The sequence below is a fragment of the Mesorhizobium temperatum genome, from assembly GCF_002284575.1.
GTDB lineage: Bacteria > Pseudomonadota > Alphaproteobacteria > Rhizobiales > Rhizobiaceae > Mesorhizobium > Mesorhizobium temperatum.
On the sequence record NZ_NPKJ01000019.1, the window covers coordinates 141,066 to 158,857 of the forward strand.

Annotated in this window: 18 protein-coding genes and 1 tRNA gene; 12 read left to right on the forward strand and 7 right to left on the reverse strand. The window is 60.3% G+C overall.

Features of this window, described 5'->3' with window-relative positions; all coding sequences use genetic code 11:
* Positions 1-706 precede the first annotated feature (706 nt).
* The 7 genes from CIT26_RS04630 to CIT26_RS04660 all read left to right on the forward strand — a co-directional run bounded on the left by CIT26_RS04630 (position 707) and on the right by CIT26_RS04660 (position 6,493).
* On the forward strand, positions 707-1,420 hold the full coding sequence (locus CIT26_RS04630; protein ID WP_143747785.1) for a hypothetical protein: 714 nt from the start codon (positions 707-709) through the stop codon (positions 1,418-1,420).
* Positions 1,417-2,178: a hypothetical protein gene (locus CIT26_RS04635; protein ID WP_095491467.1), complete on the forward strand. Its 762-nt coding sequence runs from the start codon at positions 1,417-1,419 to the stop codon at positions 2,176-2,178. Before CIT26_RS04630 ends, CIT26_RS04635 begins: the two co-directional genes overlap by 4 nt.
* A complete protein-coding gene (locus CIT26_RS04640) occupies positions 2,175-3,092 on the forward strand; it encodes a hypothetical protein (RefSeq protein ID WP_095491468.1) in 918 nt (305 codons plus the stop codon). Before CIT26_RS04635 ends, CIT26_RS04640 begins: the two co-directional genes overlap by 4 nt.
* A 453-nt stretch (positions 3,093-3,545) precedes the next feature.
* Positions 3,546-4,574 carry a protein-L-isoaspartate O-methyltransferase family protein gene (locus CIT26_RS04645; RefSeq protein WP_095491469.1) on the forward strand — a complete coding sequence of 343 codons (1,029 nt, stop codon included), beginning with the start codon at positions 3,546-3,548 and terminating at the stop codon, positions 4,572-4,574.
* 2 nt (positions 4,575-4,576) lie between these two features.
* A complete protein-coding gene (locus CIT26_RS04650) occupies positions 4,577-5,509 on the forward strand; it encodes a cupin-like domain-containing protein (RefSeq protein ID WP_095491470.1) in 933 nt (310 codons plus the stop codon).
* Complete coding sequence (locus CIT26_RS04655) at positions 5,502-5,729, forward strand: hypothetical protein (protein WP_095491471.1); 228 nt, start codon at positions 5,502-5,504, stop codon at positions 5,727-5,729. The genes CIT26_RS04650 and CIT26_RS04655 overlap by 8 nt, the downstream gene beginning before the upstream one ends.
* A gap of 2 nt (positions 5,730-5,731) precedes the next feature.
* A complete protein-coding gene (locus CIT26_RS04660) occupies positions 5,732-6,493 on the forward strand; it encodes a hypothetical protein (RefSeq protein WP_095491472.1) in 762 nt (253 codons plus the stop codon).
* A gap of 624 nt (positions 6,494-7,117) precedes the next feature.
* Here the strand turns inward: CIT26_RS04660 and CIT26_RS04670 are convergent.
* Positions 7,118-8,311 carry an IS91 family transposase gene (locus CIT26_RS04670; protein ID WP_095491474.1) on the reverse strand — a complete coding sequence of 398 codons (1,194 nt, stop codon included), beginning with the start codon at positions 8,309-8,311 and terminating at the stop codon, positions 7,118-7,120.
* Between the two features lie 10 nt (positions 8,312-8,321).
* Positions 8,322-9,227 (reverse strand): tyrosine-type recombinase/integrase, encoded by a 906-nt coding sequence (locus CIT26_RS04675; RefSeq protein ID WP_095491475.1) that lies wholly within the window; start codon positions 9,225-9,227, stop codon positions 8,322-8,324.
* A gap of 647 nt (positions 9,228-9,874) precedes the next feature.
* On the opposite strand from CIT26_RS04675, the gene CIT26_RS37335 reads away from it, so the two are divergent.
* The 3 genes from CIT26_RS37335 (at position 9,875) to CIT26_RS04690 (ending at position 11,630) form a co-directional block, all read left to right on the forward strand.
* A complete protein-coding gene (locus tag CIT26_RS37335) occupies positions 9,875-10,126 on the forward strand; it encodes a helix-turn-helix transcriptional regulator (protein WP_095491476.1) in 252 nt (83 codons plus the stop codon).
* Between the two features lie 64 nt (positions 10,127-10,190).
* On the forward strand, positions 10,191-10,406 hold the full coding sequence (locus CIT26_RS04685; RefSeq protein WP_095491477.1) for a helix-turn-helix domain-containing protein: 216 nt from the start codon (positions 10,191-10,193) through the stop codon (positions 10,404-10,406).
* Positions 10,407-10,439: 33 nt separating this feature from the next.
* Positions 10,440-11,630, forward strand: a complete 1,191-nt coding sequence (locus tag CIT26_RS04690) for a site-specific integrase (protein ID WP_095491478.1) — start codon at positions 10,440-10,442, stop codon at positions 11,628-11,630.
* Between the two features lie 106 nt (positions 11,631-11,736).
* On the opposite strand, the gene CIT26_RS04695 is transcribed toward CIT26_RS04690, so the two are convergent.
* Positions 11,737-11,812 (reverse strand) — tRNA-Ile (locus CIT26_RS04695).
* A gap of 236 nt (positions 11,813-12,048) precedes the next feature.
* On the opposite strand from CIT26_RS04695, the gene CIT26_RS04700 reads away from it, so the two are divergent.
* A complete protein-coding gene (locus tag CIT26_RS04700; protein WP_095491648.1) occupies positions 12,049-12,759 on the forward strand; it encodes an SIMPL domain-containing protein in 711 nt (236 codons plus the stop codon).
* Between the two features lie 149 nt (positions 12,760-12,908).
* Here CIT26_RS04700 and CIT26_RS04705 read toward each other — a convergent pair whose 3' ends face one another.
* From CIT26_RS04705 to CIT26_RS38430, 3 genes are all read right to left on the reverse strand, one after another.
* Positions 12,909-13,271 carry a hypothetical protein gene (locus tag CIT26_RS04705; protein WP_095491479.1) on the reverse strand — a complete coding sequence of 121 codons (363 nt, stop codon included), beginning with the start codon at positions 13,269-13,271 and terminating at the stop codon, positions 12,909-12,911.
* Between the two features lie 370 nt (positions 13,272-13,641).
* On the reverse strand, positions 13,642-14,088 hold the full coding sequence (locus tag CIT26_RS04710; protein WP_095491649.1) for a YcgN family cysteine cluster protein: 447 nt from the start codon (positions 14,086-14,088) through the stop codon (positions 13,642-13,644).
* A gap of 209 nt (positions 14,089-14,297) precedes the next feature.
* Positions 14,298-15,254, reverse strand: a complete 957-nt coding sequence (locus tag CIT26_RS38430) for a hypothetical protein (RefSeq protein ID WP_342586982.1) — start codon at positions 15,252-15,254, stop codon at positions 14,298-14,300.
* A 48-nt stretch (positions 15,255-15,302) separates the two neighbouring features.
* Here CIT26_RS38430 and CIT26_RS38435 point away from each other — a divergent pair, with 48 nt between their 5' ends.
* Complete coding sequence (locus CIT26_RS38435; protein WP_342586983.1) at positions 15,303-16,448, forward strand: OmpA family protein; 1,146 nt, start codon at positions 15,303-15,305, stop codon at positions 16,446-16,448.
* Positions 16,449-16,902: 454 nt separating this feature from the next.
* Here CIT26_RS38435 and CIT26_RS04725 read toward each other — a convergent pair whose 3' ends face one another.
* On the reverse strand, positions 16,903-17,769 hold the full coding sequence (locus CIT26_RS04725; RefSeq protein WP_095491482.1) for an SDR family oxidoreductase: 867 nt from the start codon (positions 17,767-17,769) through the stop codon (positions 16,903-16,905).
* Between the last annotated feature and the right edge of the window lie 23 nt (positions 17,770-17,792).

Here is a 17,792-nt window from a genome sequence, read left to right on the forward strand (position 1 = left end):
CCGTCCTCCCAAAGCCGTCATCGCTATTTCCAAAACTGGCAGCGATGTCCCGCCTCCAACCGCACATAGACCCTGCTGCGGAGTAGCAGACCTTCTAGATACCATTCTAAGGTCCAAGTCTCCGTCGATCGACATTCTACCCGGGAACTGGTCGCCGAGGTGGGACATTGTTCGCCGATGGGCCATCATTCTTGAAACGCTGCCGCCCAGTTTTGGAACTGAATTTCAGCAGTGCGCCGCTTTTTGGTCATTCACGCCTCAGTGCGAAGTCGCCAGAACCCGCCAATCGTTCATGAAGAACACCATGCTAGATCGGAGAGTGCGACCGTCCTCTATTGGGCACCCGCGGAGAGCTTATTGTCGGGCGCCGCGCCCCGGCGTGTCAGCGTAGTGCCGCGCGCCGGCATGGTCATCTGCCCCGAACTTTGAGCTGGACAGCGTAGCTGGCCCCGCCAGTCGATCGTCACTGGAAGCTCGATACCCGCGACCGGGGACTCGGTGTCGAGGCAGGCCCGAGCCCGTGAGCGCGGTCGCGCCGACCAGGCGCGAGGCAGTAAGTGACAGGAATTATACTGATGAAGATTACCGGAACGAAATAGAGCAAACGTCACCATTTTGACTTGGATTGTCGAATTGCGTTGACAAGTGCAAGGAAAAATATTCAATTTCAGCGAAAGCGCGAGCTTGGCTGTCATGGGGACTGACATTGCGCAAGTTACTTCTCCTTAGCGTGCTATTCTCGCTGCCTGTGCAAGCTCAGGTCACAGTCTCAACGGACACGCCAGTAGATGGCGATCGCGTTGTTGTTGCACGCACTACCTTAGAAGGAAGTTACTGCCGCGCGCCGCTTGGGGTTCTGACATATTTCAAGCTTGACGACGGCGGCCGGCTATTCATCGTGCAGCCTGGCCTCAACAGATCTGCCGAACTGAATTCCGCGAGTATTGGCGCCTATCGCGATGCGCGCGAAATGGCGCTACGTCGCGTAGCCGAAAACAATCGGGCTCTGATCGCGTCGACCGCCGTTGATCCCAAGATGAAGGCCGCTCTGGCGCGCAATACCAATGCGCCTAGCCCTCCACTGACGGTTCCCTTGCTCAAAGCGCAGTCAACTCCCGGAAAGAGCGCTCATGCCAACCCGCGACTTATTGCCCTCGATCAGGCCCTCGCCGCGGCGCGCCGCGACATTGAAAAAGCGGGTCTCAGAAACACGATCCTGGGTGGCATGACCACTTGCATCATTGACGTTACGCGCCTGCCGGTACTGGCTGCTGATCCATCGACTGGTGCAACGCTGACGTTGAGCGAGCGGCCCGCGGCACCAAAGACCGATGCGCTCGATAGCTCATTCGAGACCATATCGCTTTACGACCTGCTGGAGAATTTCGGCATGCCGCCCCCAAAGGAACCTGGACGATGAGCCGCATGGGCCATCGGTGGCGAACAGCGGTCGTCCTGGTCGCGATGTCGCTGCTGTTGTCCGGTTGTATCACAACTCGCTTGAAGCGGCTCGAGATCCGGCAGCTCGAAACTCAGCTTCAAGGCATGAAGGATACCGAGGCGTATCTTCGGACTAAACCCACGCTAGGCTCAAGTTACGACGCCAGGCTCTTCCTTCGGGGCGATGTATTCAATAGATTTCTCGCTGGTCTCGACAACTACAAGGTGCCGCTGCCAAGTCCGCGCGGCGCCGTGCTGACGGTTTCGCATACCGAATTGAAGTTCGACGATGGACCGCCACAGGTTACGATCAACGCTAGTGCCGTTGACCGCTCCGGCAAAGTCGAGGTGCGAGTTCGGATCCGCGCCGACCTCATCATGGTGGCCTATCCGGCAAAGGGAGAGATCGCCACTCGTTTTGAGATCAGGGAAATAGTGCCAGATGTTCGGATCAGCATCTTCCGGCTCCGCCAATTGCTATTCGTCGGCGCGTTGCTTCGACTAAAAGGCCAGGAACTCGCGGACGCTCTTCCGGCAATAACTATCCCTCTGAAGGGCGATCTTCCGATCGCGCTCGATCCAAGTCCGACATCCCAGATCGCGATGGGGAACAACGGAACCCTCTATGTGCGCCAGGACCTCCCGCACTTGTCACTCGGCTATCATTATCGTGCTGAGCGCGTCATAACCCTTGCCGACGGAATTCATGTATTCTTCAAGCTGGATCGTACGTCATGATCCGCGCATCGCTTTTTCGCACCGTCAAGAGTGTCGCTTGGGGCTTAGTAGCGCTGCAATTGGGCGCCTGCGCCACGCCGCAACTGGATCGCAGAATCGCCGACCTGAACCAGCAGATTAGCGCTGAGCGCGAGACACTCGCACCACTGGCGGCACCGTACCGCGGGCGCGCAGGCCAGGATGTCCAGTTCGACGTAACCGGAAGGCCAATCGAAGACACGATCGAGGCATTCAACAATCTTGGATTTAACGATCGCACGATGACGATCAAATCGTACGGCTACTCGGGCTATATCGCTCGAACTTGGACCGATTGCCCTTGGCCGCTTCCAGGTCGCATTGGTTTCGAGGTTGTCCCGGCATTCAACGAAGCTTTCTACGGCGCGCTCCACGTCGATCATATCGATCACAGCTGGAATGAGAATGACGGCCTCGCTTTTCGCATTCAAAACACACTTGGCCTTGCCGGTTTAGTGGTCGGCGGCAAAGTAGAGTTCTGCAAGATAAGCGGCACCATTCCAATCGGCGGCGCGCTGGTTACCTTGGGCGCGAAGTCGGCGACGGGGTCGACATCGCTTGATACGCCCAATGGCGACAGCACAACCTACCATGTGCGGCTCACGCAGCCGATCTACATGCTCGCCCATGTCGTCACGCCGGTGTTTTCAGGTACGGTCCCCCTGTGGTTCAAGATGGAACTGACCAAGGGCAAGATCCCGACAACGCTGGGACAGAAGGGGTCGATCCAGATCACGCCGACAGGACAGCGCCGTGACTACGTCCTTGTCGTTAGGCTCGATCAGGCCGCCTTTCTCCCGCAAGGGCTGACCGCGTCGGGCAAAGTCGACGTTAATTGGCAGGCACCGACCACGCTGCCGCCGACCGCGGCCGGAATCACGACGCCGCACCAGTAGCGAATTTCTGGCTGTAGCGGGGTTTGAGCGCAGCAAGCGATCTATTCGTCGCACTGCAATCGGCCTATGGCGAACTGAGTGCGAGGCCCTTTTGGAGGGCTTTTCCGTGTTGGCCGAAACGGTAGCTTTGGGTCAGGTCACGACTATGCCAGCGGGGTGCCTTAACGTTCGTTTCCGACTATTTGTGCATTAAGGCTGCCATTCTGCAACGGCCCAACGCCGCCTGGCAGCTTGCGCCTCGTGTCGGCCATAGAGGCGAACTTTACCTCTGCCCGGAAGCAGACATTTCGGTTGACAACGCGCGCCGTCGCGGTCGCGCCATGAACAGGCATGGAATGTGGGTTCAACTGAAATGGGTAGCTGGAGACTAGAATTGGCAAAGGTGCTTGCGTCGCGGTGCGATCTGACGCTCTCTATTAGCTAAGGTAAGATCAATTGGCTAAACCTAGTGCCATGGGCGATACTGACATCAACGCCGCGTTCGCGGGGGTGGACCTAGCGCGATTTGCCCCGAGGGGGCATGAGCGTTTTGATGGTCCTATTCGAACGTTCTCAGACGCAGATGGGACAACTCTCTCAGCAATATCAGATCGAACGTTTCTTAGGTGGATAATCAGAGAACTCGGCGATCTGAGGGGGAAGCGCATATACGAAATTGGAACAGGAACTGGTTATCTGGTGTCAGTACTCTCCTTGCTAGCCGGCAGCGAAGGAGACGTCCCACTGATATTTGGTTGCGAGATTATTCCCGACCTCTTCGATCAATCACAGCGCGCCCTCATCGGCACTTCTGGTGTGCGCGTGCAATTGGGTGATTGGGTCGATCGACTACCCGAGCTGGGTCTCTTCGACGTCATAATAGCCACTTCTGCGTTTCGTGGCATCCCGCGACTGCTTCGCGAGGCGTTGCGGGTGCCGGGAGGCATGCTCGCTATGCCTGTAGCGATTCCGGGTGGCGGGGACTGCTTTACGATCTTCCGTGCAACCGAGAAAGGACTACTCACGGTCGGCGCTAGGATGTCCGTGTCCGTGCCTACAACCGGTTCCATTGCAGATGAGGACACATGGTACATCCCGCTTGAAAAGCTTATTGATCCGCGACCGAAGTCCTTCTTGCATATTGAAATGGGCCGAGGCTTTGGTCACCCTGTTTTAGATTCTTTGGCATTCCGGAGCTACCTTTTTGGCGCTGAACCGAATTTCCGCGCTGTGAACCTAGGCGTCGAGCGTACATTCGACCTCACACACTACTCTTTCGGTCTCATCGATAGCGAGCGCCGCTCGGGCGCGCTTTATCACGGCCGCGACATAGTCGTGTTCGGTGATCTGGGCCTCGAATTTGCCGGCACCTTGGCAGCCCATCGGGAACGATGGCAAGCAAATGGACAGTCGGATCTTAGCCGAGTGCACTATCATATCCCTTGGACCGCGTTCGATGCTGACCAGTTGCCAAGCGGATATGTTGCTGCCCTTGGAGGCTGAGGATGTTGCAGACGGCTCCTCCAGACCTGTCATACGTTTGTCCCGATGTGAGATTTCGGGAAATAGGTTGCATCCCCATCATCGGAATGAAGTGCGCAGCAAAGCTGATGGAAACTCCCTGGATGTCGCGAGACGTTTCCGCTCTGGATGAACTTGCTGCCCTCCTCACACCCCAGCGTATCGCGGCACGGCATGGGACGCGCTTGGTCACGCTCGAGCATAAGGAACGATGGCGGAACCTCCGGGCGCAACAGAGATTGGGCGATTATCTCGCTGGTCTCGACACAACTGAATTTTATCTCAGGCAGAGTGACGCGTCCTTCGTCGACATCGCGCATCGATTGCCTGTTTCACCTCGATCGCGCAAGCCGGCCTACTTCGACAACATATGGATCGGTCCGCCAGGAACGGTGCAAACCTTTCATCAAGATAACCACAACGACTACGTCACGAACCATAATTACTTCATTCAGTTGTTTGGGTGGAAATATATTGCAGTCTGCCACCCACGGGATACCTTCGCGCTCACGGACGGCGCCACAGTGCGAGGGCACCATTGCGATGCCTCGCCGACGGACCCCAATGTCTGGCAACGCGTGCCGTCGTTACGTCATGCAATCGTCGGTCCATGCGACCTCCTGCATATCCCTCCCAGTTACTGGCATTACGTCCAATCCCTCTCAGTTAGCATTTCGGTGTCGCGTTGGTGGTTCGATAACCACTTGGCAGAGATCATTTACAGCGTTGGGCAAGGGCGTTGGGAGCGTCCTGCAATCGTTGTGGCGGATACTAGGACATTCTTGGCTGACCTTGAAGAGTTTGGCGGCGCTTCTGCTTTGAAGCGTGTCCTTTTGCAATTGTCTCCCATCGCAAGATTTGCAATTATAATGGCGTTCAGTGAATTCTATGGCAAAGGAGTTTTCGACTATGTCTGAAGCACCGCTTTCCTTCGAACTGAGTGAAGATCAAGCTAAGGCCCTCAGGTCCCTCGCTGGAGGTAAAGGCATACGCATTTCCGGTTATGTCGATGGGACAACCCTGAAGGTCGACAACATTGCCATCAACGCAGGGATAATCGGTGTCAGCAGTTCACCCTTCAAGGACGGCATGGCCCCTTTTATCGCTTGCAATGGCCCGCTCGAAGTTGAAAAATGACAATGGACTACGTCGCGCGTTTTGTTGAATCTGCCCTCGACGAACAAGCCGACATAGCAACGCGCGACTACCTTCGGCTGTTTGGCGACGCTGTTGCACGTCACGTGCCGCCATACTTCCTCGCCGACTACGGCAACAGTTTTAGGTCGCATATTGAGAACCCGGTATGGGTGCTGCAGTCGCTTGTCTCGAATGCGATCAAAGAGGGCGAGGGGTCCCGCGACTTAGCGAAGATTGCCAACGCTTGCACAAGTGCCGGGCTTGTTGACGATCTGAGCCAGCATGTCGAGGATGAGGCAGGTCATTGCCGAATGTACCTTCGTCTCGCCGATCTGGTATTTCCAGACGCATTGCCAGATGATGTGCGCGGGGCCGTTGAGACCCAGTTTCCCCCCATGCAGCACAGCCAGGTCGAGGCCGCTAGCCTCGAACCCTGGAGGGTGCTCGACTATTTGATTCAGGTGAACCTCGGTGAGGTGAGGACCCGCATTCACCAGAAGTTGTTGGAGCCCGTGCTCGAGGCATATTGCCCGCACCGTAACCTAGACATGCTAGGTCGAACGCTATGCAAGTTAAGTGGCGACGAGTGTAGCCACATCCGCTACACCGCAAGACGCATCGGAGAACTGTCCAAAGAATTTGCCTCGACTCGGGTTGAAGAACTCTTTTGGCAGCGATTGCTACAGTTCACCGCATACACAGAGCGCGAATTGGGTAGCCAGAGGGCTGGAGGGTTTGCGACGTCCCTAGTTAGGGATCGATGATTGCTCCGTGGGGATCGTGTTGGCAGGCACGCTCTTATTCAGGTCGCCTTCGCCGTTGACCCGCGCCGTTAGATCTGTCGACCTCCGGCATGAAAATTCGCTTGCGAACCGCGGGGAGTCAACCGGACAGTTCTCAGGTCGGCTGTTGGCGCCAAGCGGTCCGCGCTATGCTGGACGTGTTAGTCCGCTTCTAGACCGGCCAACCCGAAAACGGATAGTCCGCTTGCGGCCCAAACGCGACGTCTGAGTAGTGGCTCGCTGATCGCCACTCCTGTGAAGGGTTGCGGATGCCGGCCATCCACGTGGTGCTTGGCGCCGGGGCCGGCGTCCGGAAGCCTCCAGGGAAAGAACCCGCGGGATGGAGGGCGCGGTTTCGGCGCTATGGGGATTTGACGGTTCCGCTTGGTCGGCTGTGGCCGCATTGATGCGTCTGGCGGATGGGAAGGGGTACGTCGGAGGACTGGGGATGGCGGTGCGCATTGCGATGCGGCCCTTGAAGAGCGGGCGGTTTCGGCGCTGCAGATGGTGCGGGACATGCGATCAGCTGGAGACGCACGATCGCGTCGGGCCGCCGACGATCAGAGCCCTCGGCGGGTATGCAGAGCGATGAAGAGCGGTTTGTGGTCATAGCGCTGTCGTCCATGGCGGCGCGCGGGCGCGGCCGCCGCGTTCGAAGGTCTCGATGATGATCATCCTGCCTCCGCAGCATGGACATGGCGGCCGCCAGTCCGACGGCGCAGCGGCATCGCCGCCCGTTCCGTTGCATTCGGCCTTGGGCTGCGGCGCGGCGAGAAGTTCGCGGACGTGCGCGATGTTGGCCGTGCGGCCGGCGCTGGCGAGCAGCCCGTAGTGACGGATGCGGTGGAAGCCCTTGGGCAGCACGTGGAGCAGGAAGCGGCGGATGAACTCGCCCGGATCGAGCGTCATGGTCCGATAGCGCTCGCGCCCGTTGCAGCGGTAATCCTTGCAGCGGAACGTCACGCCGGCTTCGCCGAGGGCGATCAATCGGCTGTTGGAGATCGCGACGCGGTGGGTGTAGCGCGACAGGTAGGCCAACACCGCCTCAGGTCCGGCGAAGGGCGGCTTGGCATAAACGAACCAGTTCTTCCTCCGAAGCGGTGCCAGGAAGGTAGCAAAGGCGCTGTGCTCACTCAGACCGTCGTGATCACCGAAGAACTGCAGGCGCCCAGCAGCATGGGCGTCGGCGAGTTTCGCTAGGAAGAGCCGTCGGAACAACTTCGACAGAACGCGCACGGGCAGGAAGAACCCCGGCCTGCAATGCACCCAGCGCTCGCCGTCGAGCGAGATGCCGCCACCGGGCACGATCATGTGCACATGCGGGTGATGGGTCATCGCCGAGCCCCAGCTGTGGAGTACGGCGGTGATGCCGATGCGCGCGCCGAGGTGCTTTGGATCGGCCGCGATCGTGAGCAGCGCCTCGGAGGCGGCGCGGAACAAAAGGTCGTAGATCACGGCCTTGTTGTAGTAGGCGATGTCGGCAATCTCGGCCGGCAGCGTGAACACGACGTGGAAGTAGCCGACCGGCAAGAGATCGGCCTGGCGCGCGGCGAGCCAGTCCGGTGCCGCCGCGCTCTGGCATTTGGGGCAGTGCCGGTTGCGGCAGCTGTTATAGGCGATGCGGCTGTGGCCGCAGTCCTCGCAAGCCTCGACATGGCCGCCGAGGGCAGCGGTACGGCAGCTCTCGATCGCCGACATCACCTTCATCTGGCCGAGGCTGAGATGACCGGCATGCGCCGCGCGCCAGGTGGCGCCATGGCGATGGAAGATGTCGGCGACCTCCAGTGACGGGCGGCTCACCGCCGCGGCGTCATCTGTCCGGTCGCGTCTCGTCCTGCGTCAGCAGCTTGATCCGATCGAGCGGGCTCATCACGGTGCGGATCGTGTTGGTGGCGACGCGGGCATAGAGCGCGGTGGTGTCGAGCTTGGCGTGCCCGAGCAGGACCTGGATGACGCGGATATCGATGTCCTGCTCCAGGAGATGGGTGGCGAAGCTGTGGCGCAACGTGTGCGGCGTCACCCGCTTCCTGATCTCGGCCGCCTCCGCAGCGGCATGAACAGCGCGGTTCAGCTGGCGGCTGGAGAGCGGTGTGACCGGATTGCGTCCTGGGAACAGCCAGCCCCGCGGCAACATCACGCCGCGGCGCTTGCCCTCCCGCCACCAGGCGCGCAGCAGTTCGAGCAGATGCGGCGACAGCATGGCGTGGCGATCCTTGCGGCCCTTGCCTTGTTCGACGCGGATCAACATGTGCGCCGAGTCGATGTCGGTCACCTTGAGCGCCGCCACCTCGGAGACCCGCAGCCCGGCGCCGTAGGCCGTGCCGAGCGCGGCCTTGTACTTCGGCCCCGGCGCCGCTTCGAGCAGCCGCGCTACCTCCTCAGCGCTCAGCACCAGCGGCAGCTTGCGCGGCTGGTGGACTATCGCGAGACGACGAGAGAGATCGGGTCGGTCGAGCGTGACGGTGAAGAAGAAGCGCAGCGCCGAAACCGAGCTGTTGATGCCCGGCGGCCGCATGCCGCTCTCGGTCTGGTGCACTTGGAAACGGCGGAGATCCTCAGCCGTCGCCGCGTCGGGCGAGCGGCCGATGAACGCCGCAAATCTCTTCACGCAGCGGATGTAGTCACGGCGCGTGTCCTCGGTGAAGCCACGCACGTTCATGTCTTCGATCATGCGCTCGCGAAGCGCGCTGCCGGACGGATGCGAAGGGATGGTCATCGGATGCTCCTCTCAAGCTGAAGGTTGACCCTTCATGCTCGGAGGCCGATGCCTGTCCGTCACCCCTCGTCGATTACAACCTCACCGGCGCTGCCGATAAACCAGCAAGCCTCGAACCTGCGCCCTCCCGCGCGAGCGGGTTCGTTCAATGGCGCAAAGCTGCCAATCGTTGTGCGGCCATCGTCGACTTCGATCGACGAGCCGAAATTGCCTTGGTCCATCTAAAGTTTGAGGGATGAGTTAAAACCGATAGATTAGAAATATCGGTTTCAGCACCTAAGAGAGCACTCTGTGACGGCGGTTTTCGACGGCCCTCGGGATAACGGCTCCGAGTTCGACACTAAGGGAGGCTGCGCGAGAGGGCCAGCGGGGCACTCGCAGGTGGTTAGCCCCGTTCGTGCACGATGCAACGTAGCCGTCCACCGACTTGCCCCACGGTCCGCTTAGAAACGCTCTCCTGCCGTGATCCATCCCGTTCACACGTTGCTGCCAGTTTGCGCCGAACGGACGTAGTCAGGCCGCTTCCGCTCAACGGGGCTCCTCTTATTTAAGTGAGCACGATCTCGTCGCTTCGAAATGGCAACCAGGATGCGGCTTTGTGCTTCGACACCAACACGCCCCGGAGCATCAGGGACGAGCCAGCGTCCATGAAGAGTGACGCATTCTCGTATCCGCCGCGAGGTCTCTCTCGTGAGGAAGCAGCTCGTTATATCGGTGTCGGATCAACGCTTTTCGACGAAATGGTTGCCGATGGGCGTATGCCGAAGCCTAAGCGCATCAACAGTCGCGCCGTCTGGGATCGTGTAGCTCTGGACATCGCTTTCACATCGTTGCCGGACAAAGACGGCGGTCTCCAAGAGCTGTTAGAGCGAAGCAAGCGAGACGGGCAAAAAAGATAGTGCTACGTTCATTGCGTATACGCTAAAGGCGTAGTAGGCCGGTGGGCTGTGGGGGAGGCGTGACGTGAACGAGAATGAGAAGATTGCCCAAGAAGTGAAAGTCTGGCGGGCCAAGGGAGGATTCACTGCCGAAGCCGCAGCTAAGGTGCTGGGAATACCGAAACGCACGTTCGAAGGCATAGAGCAAGGCAGAGGCTTCCCTTACCCGGTGCTCCTGCGCGTTGCCATCGAAAGCAAAACCCTCGCTACAGGCGATGCTGGAGAACTCCCCGCGCGTTGAGCACCGGCGGCAGAAGTCTGGAAGGAGCGTTTGATGGCTAGGCCCTTCAAGGATGCGCGATACCCTGGGGTCTCTTCGCGTCTCAAGAACGGCAAGCTAGCTTATCGCTACCGCGCAAAAGGCATGCCCGAAATCCGCCTTCCCGGTAAGCCCGGCGATCCCGAGTTCGAGGCGGCTTACGAGAAGGCCACGCAGGGTCAAGGCAAGAAGGCAGTTATCATCGATTTGCCCGGTCGGGCACTGCCAAAAACCTTTGGCCATGCCGCGCGCCGGCTTGAAACGACAATGGAGTGGCTGGATTTTGATGAAGCCACGCAGCAGAAGAATGCGCGACTGATTGAGCGTTTTCTCAACCTGCGGGTCGATCCCAACTACCCACTCACCTGGCGCGATACTCCTGTCGAACATCTCGACGCGGATCGGCTTCGCGCCATCATTGAAGGCATCTTCAGGACAAACCGCACAGTCGCCAAACACATGTTGGTCGCCATCAAGAAGCTTCTATGGGTCGCGACCGATGTCGAAAAATGGATCAAGCCGCAGGATGATCCATCGCTATCTATCCGTGTGCGGGTGCCCAAATCGACCAAGAACCCAGCTTGGCCAATTGCGATGCGCGAAAGGTTCGAGGAGCGACACCCAATCGGCACAGCCGCACGCACCTGCTATGCACTCGGCTTCTGGCTTGGAAATCGGCGCGGCGATATCGCTGCTCTTGAGTGGGACGATCTTTTAACGGAAGAGATCGAACTGTTCGACGGCTCGCTGGTGCTAATCGAGGCCTTTGATTTCCGCCAGAAGAAGAACCGCAACCGCCATGGCGGGCGGGAGATGTTCATTCCAGTCGTAGACAAACTAGCATCGGCCTTGGACCCGCTCGATCGCTCGAAAGGCGGCACTGTCTTAAAGAACGCCTATGGCAGGTCATTCTCGGAAAAGAGCCTGACCGGCATGATGCAGCACTGGACGCGGCAGGCGGGAATTCCTAGCGGCTACACGCTCCATGGCCTGCGCCGCACCTTCGGCACCTACCTCGCTGAATGCAACATCCAAGCGCGGGCCATTATGGAGGCGATGGGCCATTCCTCAATGGCCGTGACGGATGAGTATGTCCGCGAGGCCAATAAGAAGCGGATCGCGGTTGATATTGCTCGTGCCATCAACGAGCGCGAGGCCAAACGCGACGCCATGAAGCGGCGGACAAACCTCCGCATTGTCAAATAACCAAATCGAGTCGGAACAAACCGGGGCCACGGCCTTGCCTTGGGCCCATAATGGGCCCAAAACGTTTTGGGCCGATGGCACTTTTTATCAATGAAATCAAAGGTTATGGTGGGCCCGGAGGGACTCGAACCCCCAACCAAGCGGTTATGAGCCGCCGGCTCTAACCATTGAGCTACAGGCCCCACACGCGGCTGGATTAATGTTTTTCCCCGAATCGCACAAGGCTTTCCGAACTGGCTGGCCGAGATCGTCCAAATCAGCCCATATTCAGACAGTAGAGCGACGTGCGTCCACTTAGACGCGCAAAGTACGCTCTAACGCTTTGAATCTACGCATCGTGCTTTCCGAAATCGATTCCGATTCTTGGGCCGATGCGGTAGTCGACAGCGCGACTGGATCGCAGACCGAGGAGATTTTTATGACCAGACATCTTTTGCCCTTGGCGCTCGCCGCCGCAATCGCGTTTCCGGCGATGGCCGGCGCGACCGATTCGCCGCCCCCGCCCCGTATCGTCGTCACCGGCGAAGGCGAAGCGACCGCGGCCCCCGATCTGGCACTGCTGACGCTCAGCGTCATGCGCGAGGCCAAGACCGCGCGTGCCGCGCTCGATGCCAACAACGACGCCATGGCCTCCGTGATCGCCGCTATGAAGTCGGCTGGCATCAAGGAGCGCGACCTGCAGACAGCCGGCATCCAGATCAGCCCCCGCTACAACTACACCAACAAGCCGGACGGCAGCCAGGAAGCCGAACTCATCGCCTACCAGGTGACCAACACGCTTTCGGTGCGCATCCGCGACATCGACAAAACCGGCGAGATTCTCGACAAGGCGGTATCGCTCGGCGTCAACCAGGGCGGCGGCATCTCGTTTTCCAACGAGGATCCGGCTGCAACTCTCACCGAAGCCCGCAAAAAGGCAGTCGCCGACGCCATGGCCAAGGCAAAGACGCTGGCTGAAGCCGCCGGCGTCAGCATCGGGCGGGTGCTGGAAATCACCGACCAGAATGTCGCGCCGCCGCCGATACCGATGAACGCCAAGGCCTTCGACGCGGCCCGCGAATCGGTTCCGGTGCAGGCCGGCGAGAATTCCTACACGGTGCAGGTCACTGTCACTTTCGAGTTGAAGTGACCGCCGCCGCCTGAACGGTTCGGCATTTGCTGCATCAAAAAACCCCGGAGGACTGGTCCTCCGGGGTTTTTTCGAGCCGCACCCTTCCGCCCTGGCGGAAAGGGGCTCTGCTACTCCAGGCCGTTGCCGGTAGGCAACGTGCCGAACGTTTATCGGTAGATAACCGGGCAGCCGCGCTCATTGGCGAACACGACCACCACGCGGTCGCCGTACTGGCGGCCCGCGACTTTAACCGTGCGGCGGCTGACGTCGATAATACGGGCGCGGCGCAGACCCATGCGCTCTGCCTTATTGAGGGCACGGTTTGGCGAGCAGGACCGGCGCCAGTCCCGTTCGCGGCGACGTTCGCGGTAGAAATCATCGTCGTCGCCGGTATAGACGCCGACGCGCGGATCGTCGTTATTGCCAAAGCCGAGATAGATGCTGTCTGCCTGGGCAGTGGCGGGGATAGCGGCAAGCGTGCCGAGGCCGATAAGCGCCGAAAGGGCCGCCGTCTTGATCGTGTTGAACATTGTCTTCTCTCCTTGTTCAGGGCTTCCGCCGTCTTGATCGAAACCGGTGTGTCTTGATCGAAACCGGTGTGTCTTGATCGAACCGATGTGTCTTGGTCGAACCGATGGGGAGGAGAATGCGCCTGCGTATCTGAACTTTTTGCGAACCAGCCGTTCATATTGGGTTCATGTGGCAACAAGAGGTAATTTCGCAGTTTTCTCCGCTTTCCGGTTCTGAACAACTTTCCGGTTCTGAATAACTGGCCGGTTCTGAATAACTGGCCGGTTTTGAACAACTGGCCGGTCCTGAACGATCTAGCCGGTTTTGAACAATCTGGATAGAAAACGCCATGTCGCGCAGCCGGTTCCGGGCCCTGGCTCGAGGCACCCCCTAAGGCTCGTCGTCCAGCATGTGCTCGAAATAGTCGTCCGGCTCGGCAAGATCGGTCTCGCTGGCGCTGACCCGGCCGCGCATCGAGATGCCGGCCTCATGCACCGTCTCGGCACTCCCCGACACCAGTCTGTGCCACCAGTAGAGATCGTGGCCCTCGGCGACCAGTCGATAGGCGCAGGTCTTGGGCAGCCAGCTGATGGTGCGCACATTCTGCGGCGTCAGCCCGACGCAGTCCGGGACGCGCGCCAGCCGGTTGGCATAGTCCGAACAGCGGCACGTTTCGGCGTCGAACAGCCGGCAGCCGACGCTCGTCCAGTAGATCTCGCCGGTGTCTTCGTCCTCGAGTTTCGACAGGCAGCATTTACCGCAGCCGTCGCAAAGCGATTCCCACTCGGCCGGGGTCATCGCTTCGAGCGTCTTGGTTTTCCAGAACGGCGTTTCCATTGACGGGATGTGGCCCCCGCCGGCGTCAAGGTCAAGCACCGCAACAGACGCAAATCCGGCCGGCACCATAGGCCGGCACCATAGGAATGACACGAAGTCGCCTTCAAAACGCCGGCCAATCGCCGTTCGTCGCCGTTAATGCCTGCTAACCGGAACCAATCCGGTTGATGAACAGTTTGGGCCGGGATGGGACGCCAAAAGGAGGATTTCTAATGAAACGCCAACCACGGATTCTGGCAGGCACGGCACTTGGCCTGCTGATGGCGTCCGCGCCGTTGGGCGCATTCCCGCTGCAGGGCAGCGCCGCGTTCGAACCGCCGCAGCGTACCGCAACGCCCTTGATCCTGGCGCAATCGAATTGCCCCGAAGGCGAGTCGGCGGAAGGCTGCCCACAGCAGGCGGAACCGGAGCAGAAGCCGCGCAAGAAGCGCGAGCGGCAGGCTGAATCGGCTCCCACGGAGCAGGCCGCGCCTTCCGGGGACGAGCAGGGCAATCAACGCAGGAAGAAGCGCGAGCAGCAACAGCAGACCGAACCAGCCCCTGCCGAACAGGCGGCCCCGGCCGAAGAGCAAAAACCGCGCAGAAAAAAGCGCGACCAACAGCAGATCGAAGCAGCCCCGGCCGAACAGGCCGCCCCGGCCGAAGAGCAAAAACCGCGCAGGAAGAAGCGCGACCAACAGCAGATCGAAGCAGCGCCGGCCGAACAGGCCGCCCCGGCCGAAGAGCAAAAACCGCGCAGGAAGAAGCGCGAAGAACAGCAGATCGAAGCAGCGCCGGCCGAACAGGCCGCCCCGGCCGAAGAGCAGCCGCGCAGAAAGAAGCGCGACCAGCAACAGCAGATCGAAGCCGCACCCGCCGAAGAACCCGCCGAACAGGCGGCGCCGCGCGAAAAGGCCGCACCTGCAAATGACAACGAGCAGGTCACGCCGCGCCGGAAGAAGCGGGACCAGGATCAGCAGATCGAAGCTGCGCCAGCTGAACAGCCGGCCAGGAAGGAAACGCCCGCCGGCGAGCAGGCCGAACCGCTTCCGACCGACCAGCAAACGGCTCCCGCCGAGCGCGAAAAGCCCCGGGATCAGGCTAAGGACCGTCGCAAGAAGCCTATCGGCGAACAGCCGGTGACGGGAGAGCAGCCGACAACCGGCGAGCAGCCCACCGAGGACCAACAGGCCGCGCCCGCCGAAGGGGAAGGTCCGGCCCAGGGCGAGGCTCCCGTGTTCGACAGCCAGAAGGATGTCGTGCGCAAGCGCAGGGGCGGCAGGGACAACGCGCAAGAGCCGGGCGGCCAGGACGCGGGTGGTCAGCCCACCCAGCAGAACGGCGAGCAGGCGGAAGCCCCGAAGCCGGCTCCGGTCGACCAGGGACCGCCGCCCACCGACGACAGGGCGGCCCAGCAGGAGCTCAAGCTCGAGAGGATGGTTCCGGTGACCGAGGAAAAGGGCAAACGCGTTGAGCGTGCGCCCGACGACGAGGACGTTCGCCGCCGTCCACGCCCGCGAGGGGTCGACGTCGTCAGGGAACTCGGCGACCGCGTTATCCTCCAGTTCAACAACCAGACGATCGTCGAAAGCGACGATGCCCCGCGCATGCACCGTGGCGCGAGGAACGTCTACTATGAGGAGCTGTCGGGCGATCGCACCCGGGAAATCGTCGAACGTGACAACGGAATCCAGATCGTCACCATCCGCAACCGCTACGGCGACGTCATCCAGCGTTCACGCATCGCGCCCGACGGACGCGAATATGTGCTGAGCTATGTCGACGAGCGGTACTATGAGGACGATGGCGACTGGCGCGATCCGGGTGACGACCTGCCGCCGATTCGGATCGACATTCCGCGCGAGGAGTACATTCTGGATTCCGAAGAGGTCGAGGATCCGGACGACTACTATGCCTTCCTCGAACAGCCGCCGGTGGAGAGGGTTCAGCGCCTCTACTCGATCGACGAGGTCAAGCGCTCGGCCCGCGTGCGCGACATCGCCCGCCGCATCGACCTCGACACGCTGAACTTCGAATTCGGTTCAGCCTCGATCCCCGACACCGAGGTGCAGAAACTCGAAGGCGTCGCCAGTGCCATGGAGAAGCTGCTGGAGAAGAATCCGGCGGAAACCTTCCTGATCGAAGGCCATACCGATGCCGTCGGCAGGCCGGAGGCGAACCTCGCCCTGTCCGACCGTCGCGCGGAGGCTGTCGCCGAAGCCCTGACCAATGCCTTCAGCATCCCGCCGGAGAACCTGACGACACAGGGCTATGGCGAGGAGTATCTCAAGGTCAACACGTCGGAGCCTGAGCGCGAGAACCGTCGCGTCGCCATCCGCCGCATCACCTCGCTGGTGGCGCCGGTCGCCAGTACGAATTAGGCCATGGCCCCGAACCGAAGGTCAGCGAAGCAAAAAGTGGAAACCGCTTTCGTAAAGACCATGGCCAACTTAAAAGCAACAATTCCAGAAACCTGAACTGGTTTCTGGAATCTATACGGGAAGAAAGAGCCCACCCCGGTTTCACCGGGATGGGCTATTTCCGGCAATGAGCCGAGGTTGAAGGAGAATGTACGTCGCGATTTAACCAGGCATTGAATCGCGAGGTCGTCCACCCCAGATTCTGGCTAGGGCTTCCCTGCCCTGTCCCGACTCCAGCGGGACACATGAGCCCCGCCGGTACCCCCTCGCCGGCGGGGTTTTGTTTCCGGCTTCGGTGGAGAACCGAAGCCTATGCGAGGCCCAGACAATTCCTCACGTGGCCCTCCGCCTCAAACCCTTCCAAACGAGAGCGACCCGCCCGAAATACGGTGCTCAGACAGCAGCGCGATTCTCGCTAATAAATCCCCTTTATGTTCGTAACCGAATTCGCAAACACCTCGTCGGGCACGAAGAAGTCACCGGCGAGCGGACCTGTCGCGCCCGGCGCATAGATCGAAAAATCGCTAACGCCCTCGGCGCGCAGCACCTCCTCGTCGATGTAGAAATTGCCGGTCGCTTCGCGCGACGGCCTGAGCAGGATCGCATGCGCGGCATCGGCCATGATATCGGGCGAACGGCTCATCGCCGCCACTGTCGCCCCGCCCAGAAGATTGCGCACCGCTGCCGTATCGATCGTCGAGATCGGCCACAGCGAATTGACGGCGATGCCGTCCCTGGCGAACTCCACGCTCATGCCCAGCGTGCACATCGACATGCCGAATTTGGCCATCGTATAGGCGACATGGTTCTTGAACCATTTGGCCTTCATGTCGAGCGGCGGCGCCAGATTCAAGATGTGAGGATTGTCAGCCAACTTCAGGTGCGGAATGCACATTTTGGAAACCAGGAACGTCCCGCGGGTGTTGATCTGGTGCATCAGATCGTAGCGCTTCATGTCGGTTTCCAGCGTGCCGGTGAGTTGGATGGCGCTGGCATTGTTGATGCAGATGTCGATGCCGCCGAATTTTTCGACGGTCCGGGCGACCGCCTCGGCCACCTGCCCCTCCTCGCGTATGTCGCACAACATCGGCAACGCCTTGCCGCCTGCCTGCTCGATCTCCTCAGCCGCCGTGTAGATCGTACCCGGCAGCTTTGGATGCGGCTCGGCGGTCTTGGCCGCGATCGTCACATTGGCGCCGTCGCTCGCAGCGCGCAGCGCGATCGCCAGCCCGATGCCGCGCGACCCGCCGGAGATGAACAGCGTCTTTCCATTGAGCGACATGTCTTGCGCCTCCCTTGCAACAT

Coding starts and splice junctions, on each gene's coding strand:
- CIT26_RS04635 (WP_095491467.1), top strand. CDS start 1,417: ATGAGCCGCATGGGCCATCGGTGGCGAACAGCGGTCGTCCTGGTCGCG.
- CIT26_RS04650 (WP_095491470.1), top strand. CDS start 4,577: ATGTTGCAGACGGCTCCTCCAGACCTGTCATACGTTTGTCCCGATGTG.
- CIT26_RS04705 (WP_095491479.1), bottom strand. CDS start 13,271: ATGTTCAACACGATCAAGACGGCGGCCCTTTCGGCGCTTATCGGCCTC.
- CIT26_RS04640 (WP_095491468.1), top strand. CDS start 2,175: ATGATCCGCGCATCGCTTTTTCGCACCGTCAAGAGTGTCGCTTGGGGC.
- CIT26_RS04710 (WP_095491649.1), bottom strand. CDS start 14,088: ATGGAAACGCCGTTCTGGAAAACCAAGACGCTCGAAGCGATGACCCCG.
- CIT26_RS37335 (WP_095491476.1), top strand. CDS start 9,875: ATGAAGAGTGACGCATTCTCGTATCCGCCGCGAGGTCTCTCTCGTGAG.
- CIT26_RS04655 (WP_095491471.1), top strand. CDS start 5,502: ATGTCTGAAGCACCGCTTTCCTTCGAACTGAGTGAAGATCAAGCTAAG.
- CIT26_RS04660 (WP_095491472.1), top strand. CDS start 5,732: ATGGACTACGTCGCGCGTTTTGTTGAATCTGCCCTCGACGAACAAGCC.
- CIT26_RS04725 (WP_095491482.1), bottom strand. CDS start 17,769: ATGTCGCTCAATGGAAAGACGCTGTTCATCTCCGGCGGGTCGCGCGGC.
- CIT26_RS04700 (WP_095491648.1), top strand. CDS start 12,049: ATGACCAGACATCTTTTGCCCTTGGCGCTCGCCGCCGCAATCGCGTTT.
- CIT26_RS04690 (WP_095491478.1), top strand. CDS start 10,440: ATGGCTAGGCCCTTCAAGGATGCGCGATACCCTGGGGTCTCTTCGCGT.
- CIT26_RS04645 (WP_095491469.1), top strand. CDS start 3,546: ATGGGCGATACTGACATCAACGCCGCGTTCGCGGGGGTGGACCTAGCG.
- CIT26_RS04675 (WP_095491475.1), bottom strand. CDS start 9,227: ATGACCATCCCTTCGCATCCGTCCGGCAGCGCGCTTCGCGAGCGCATG.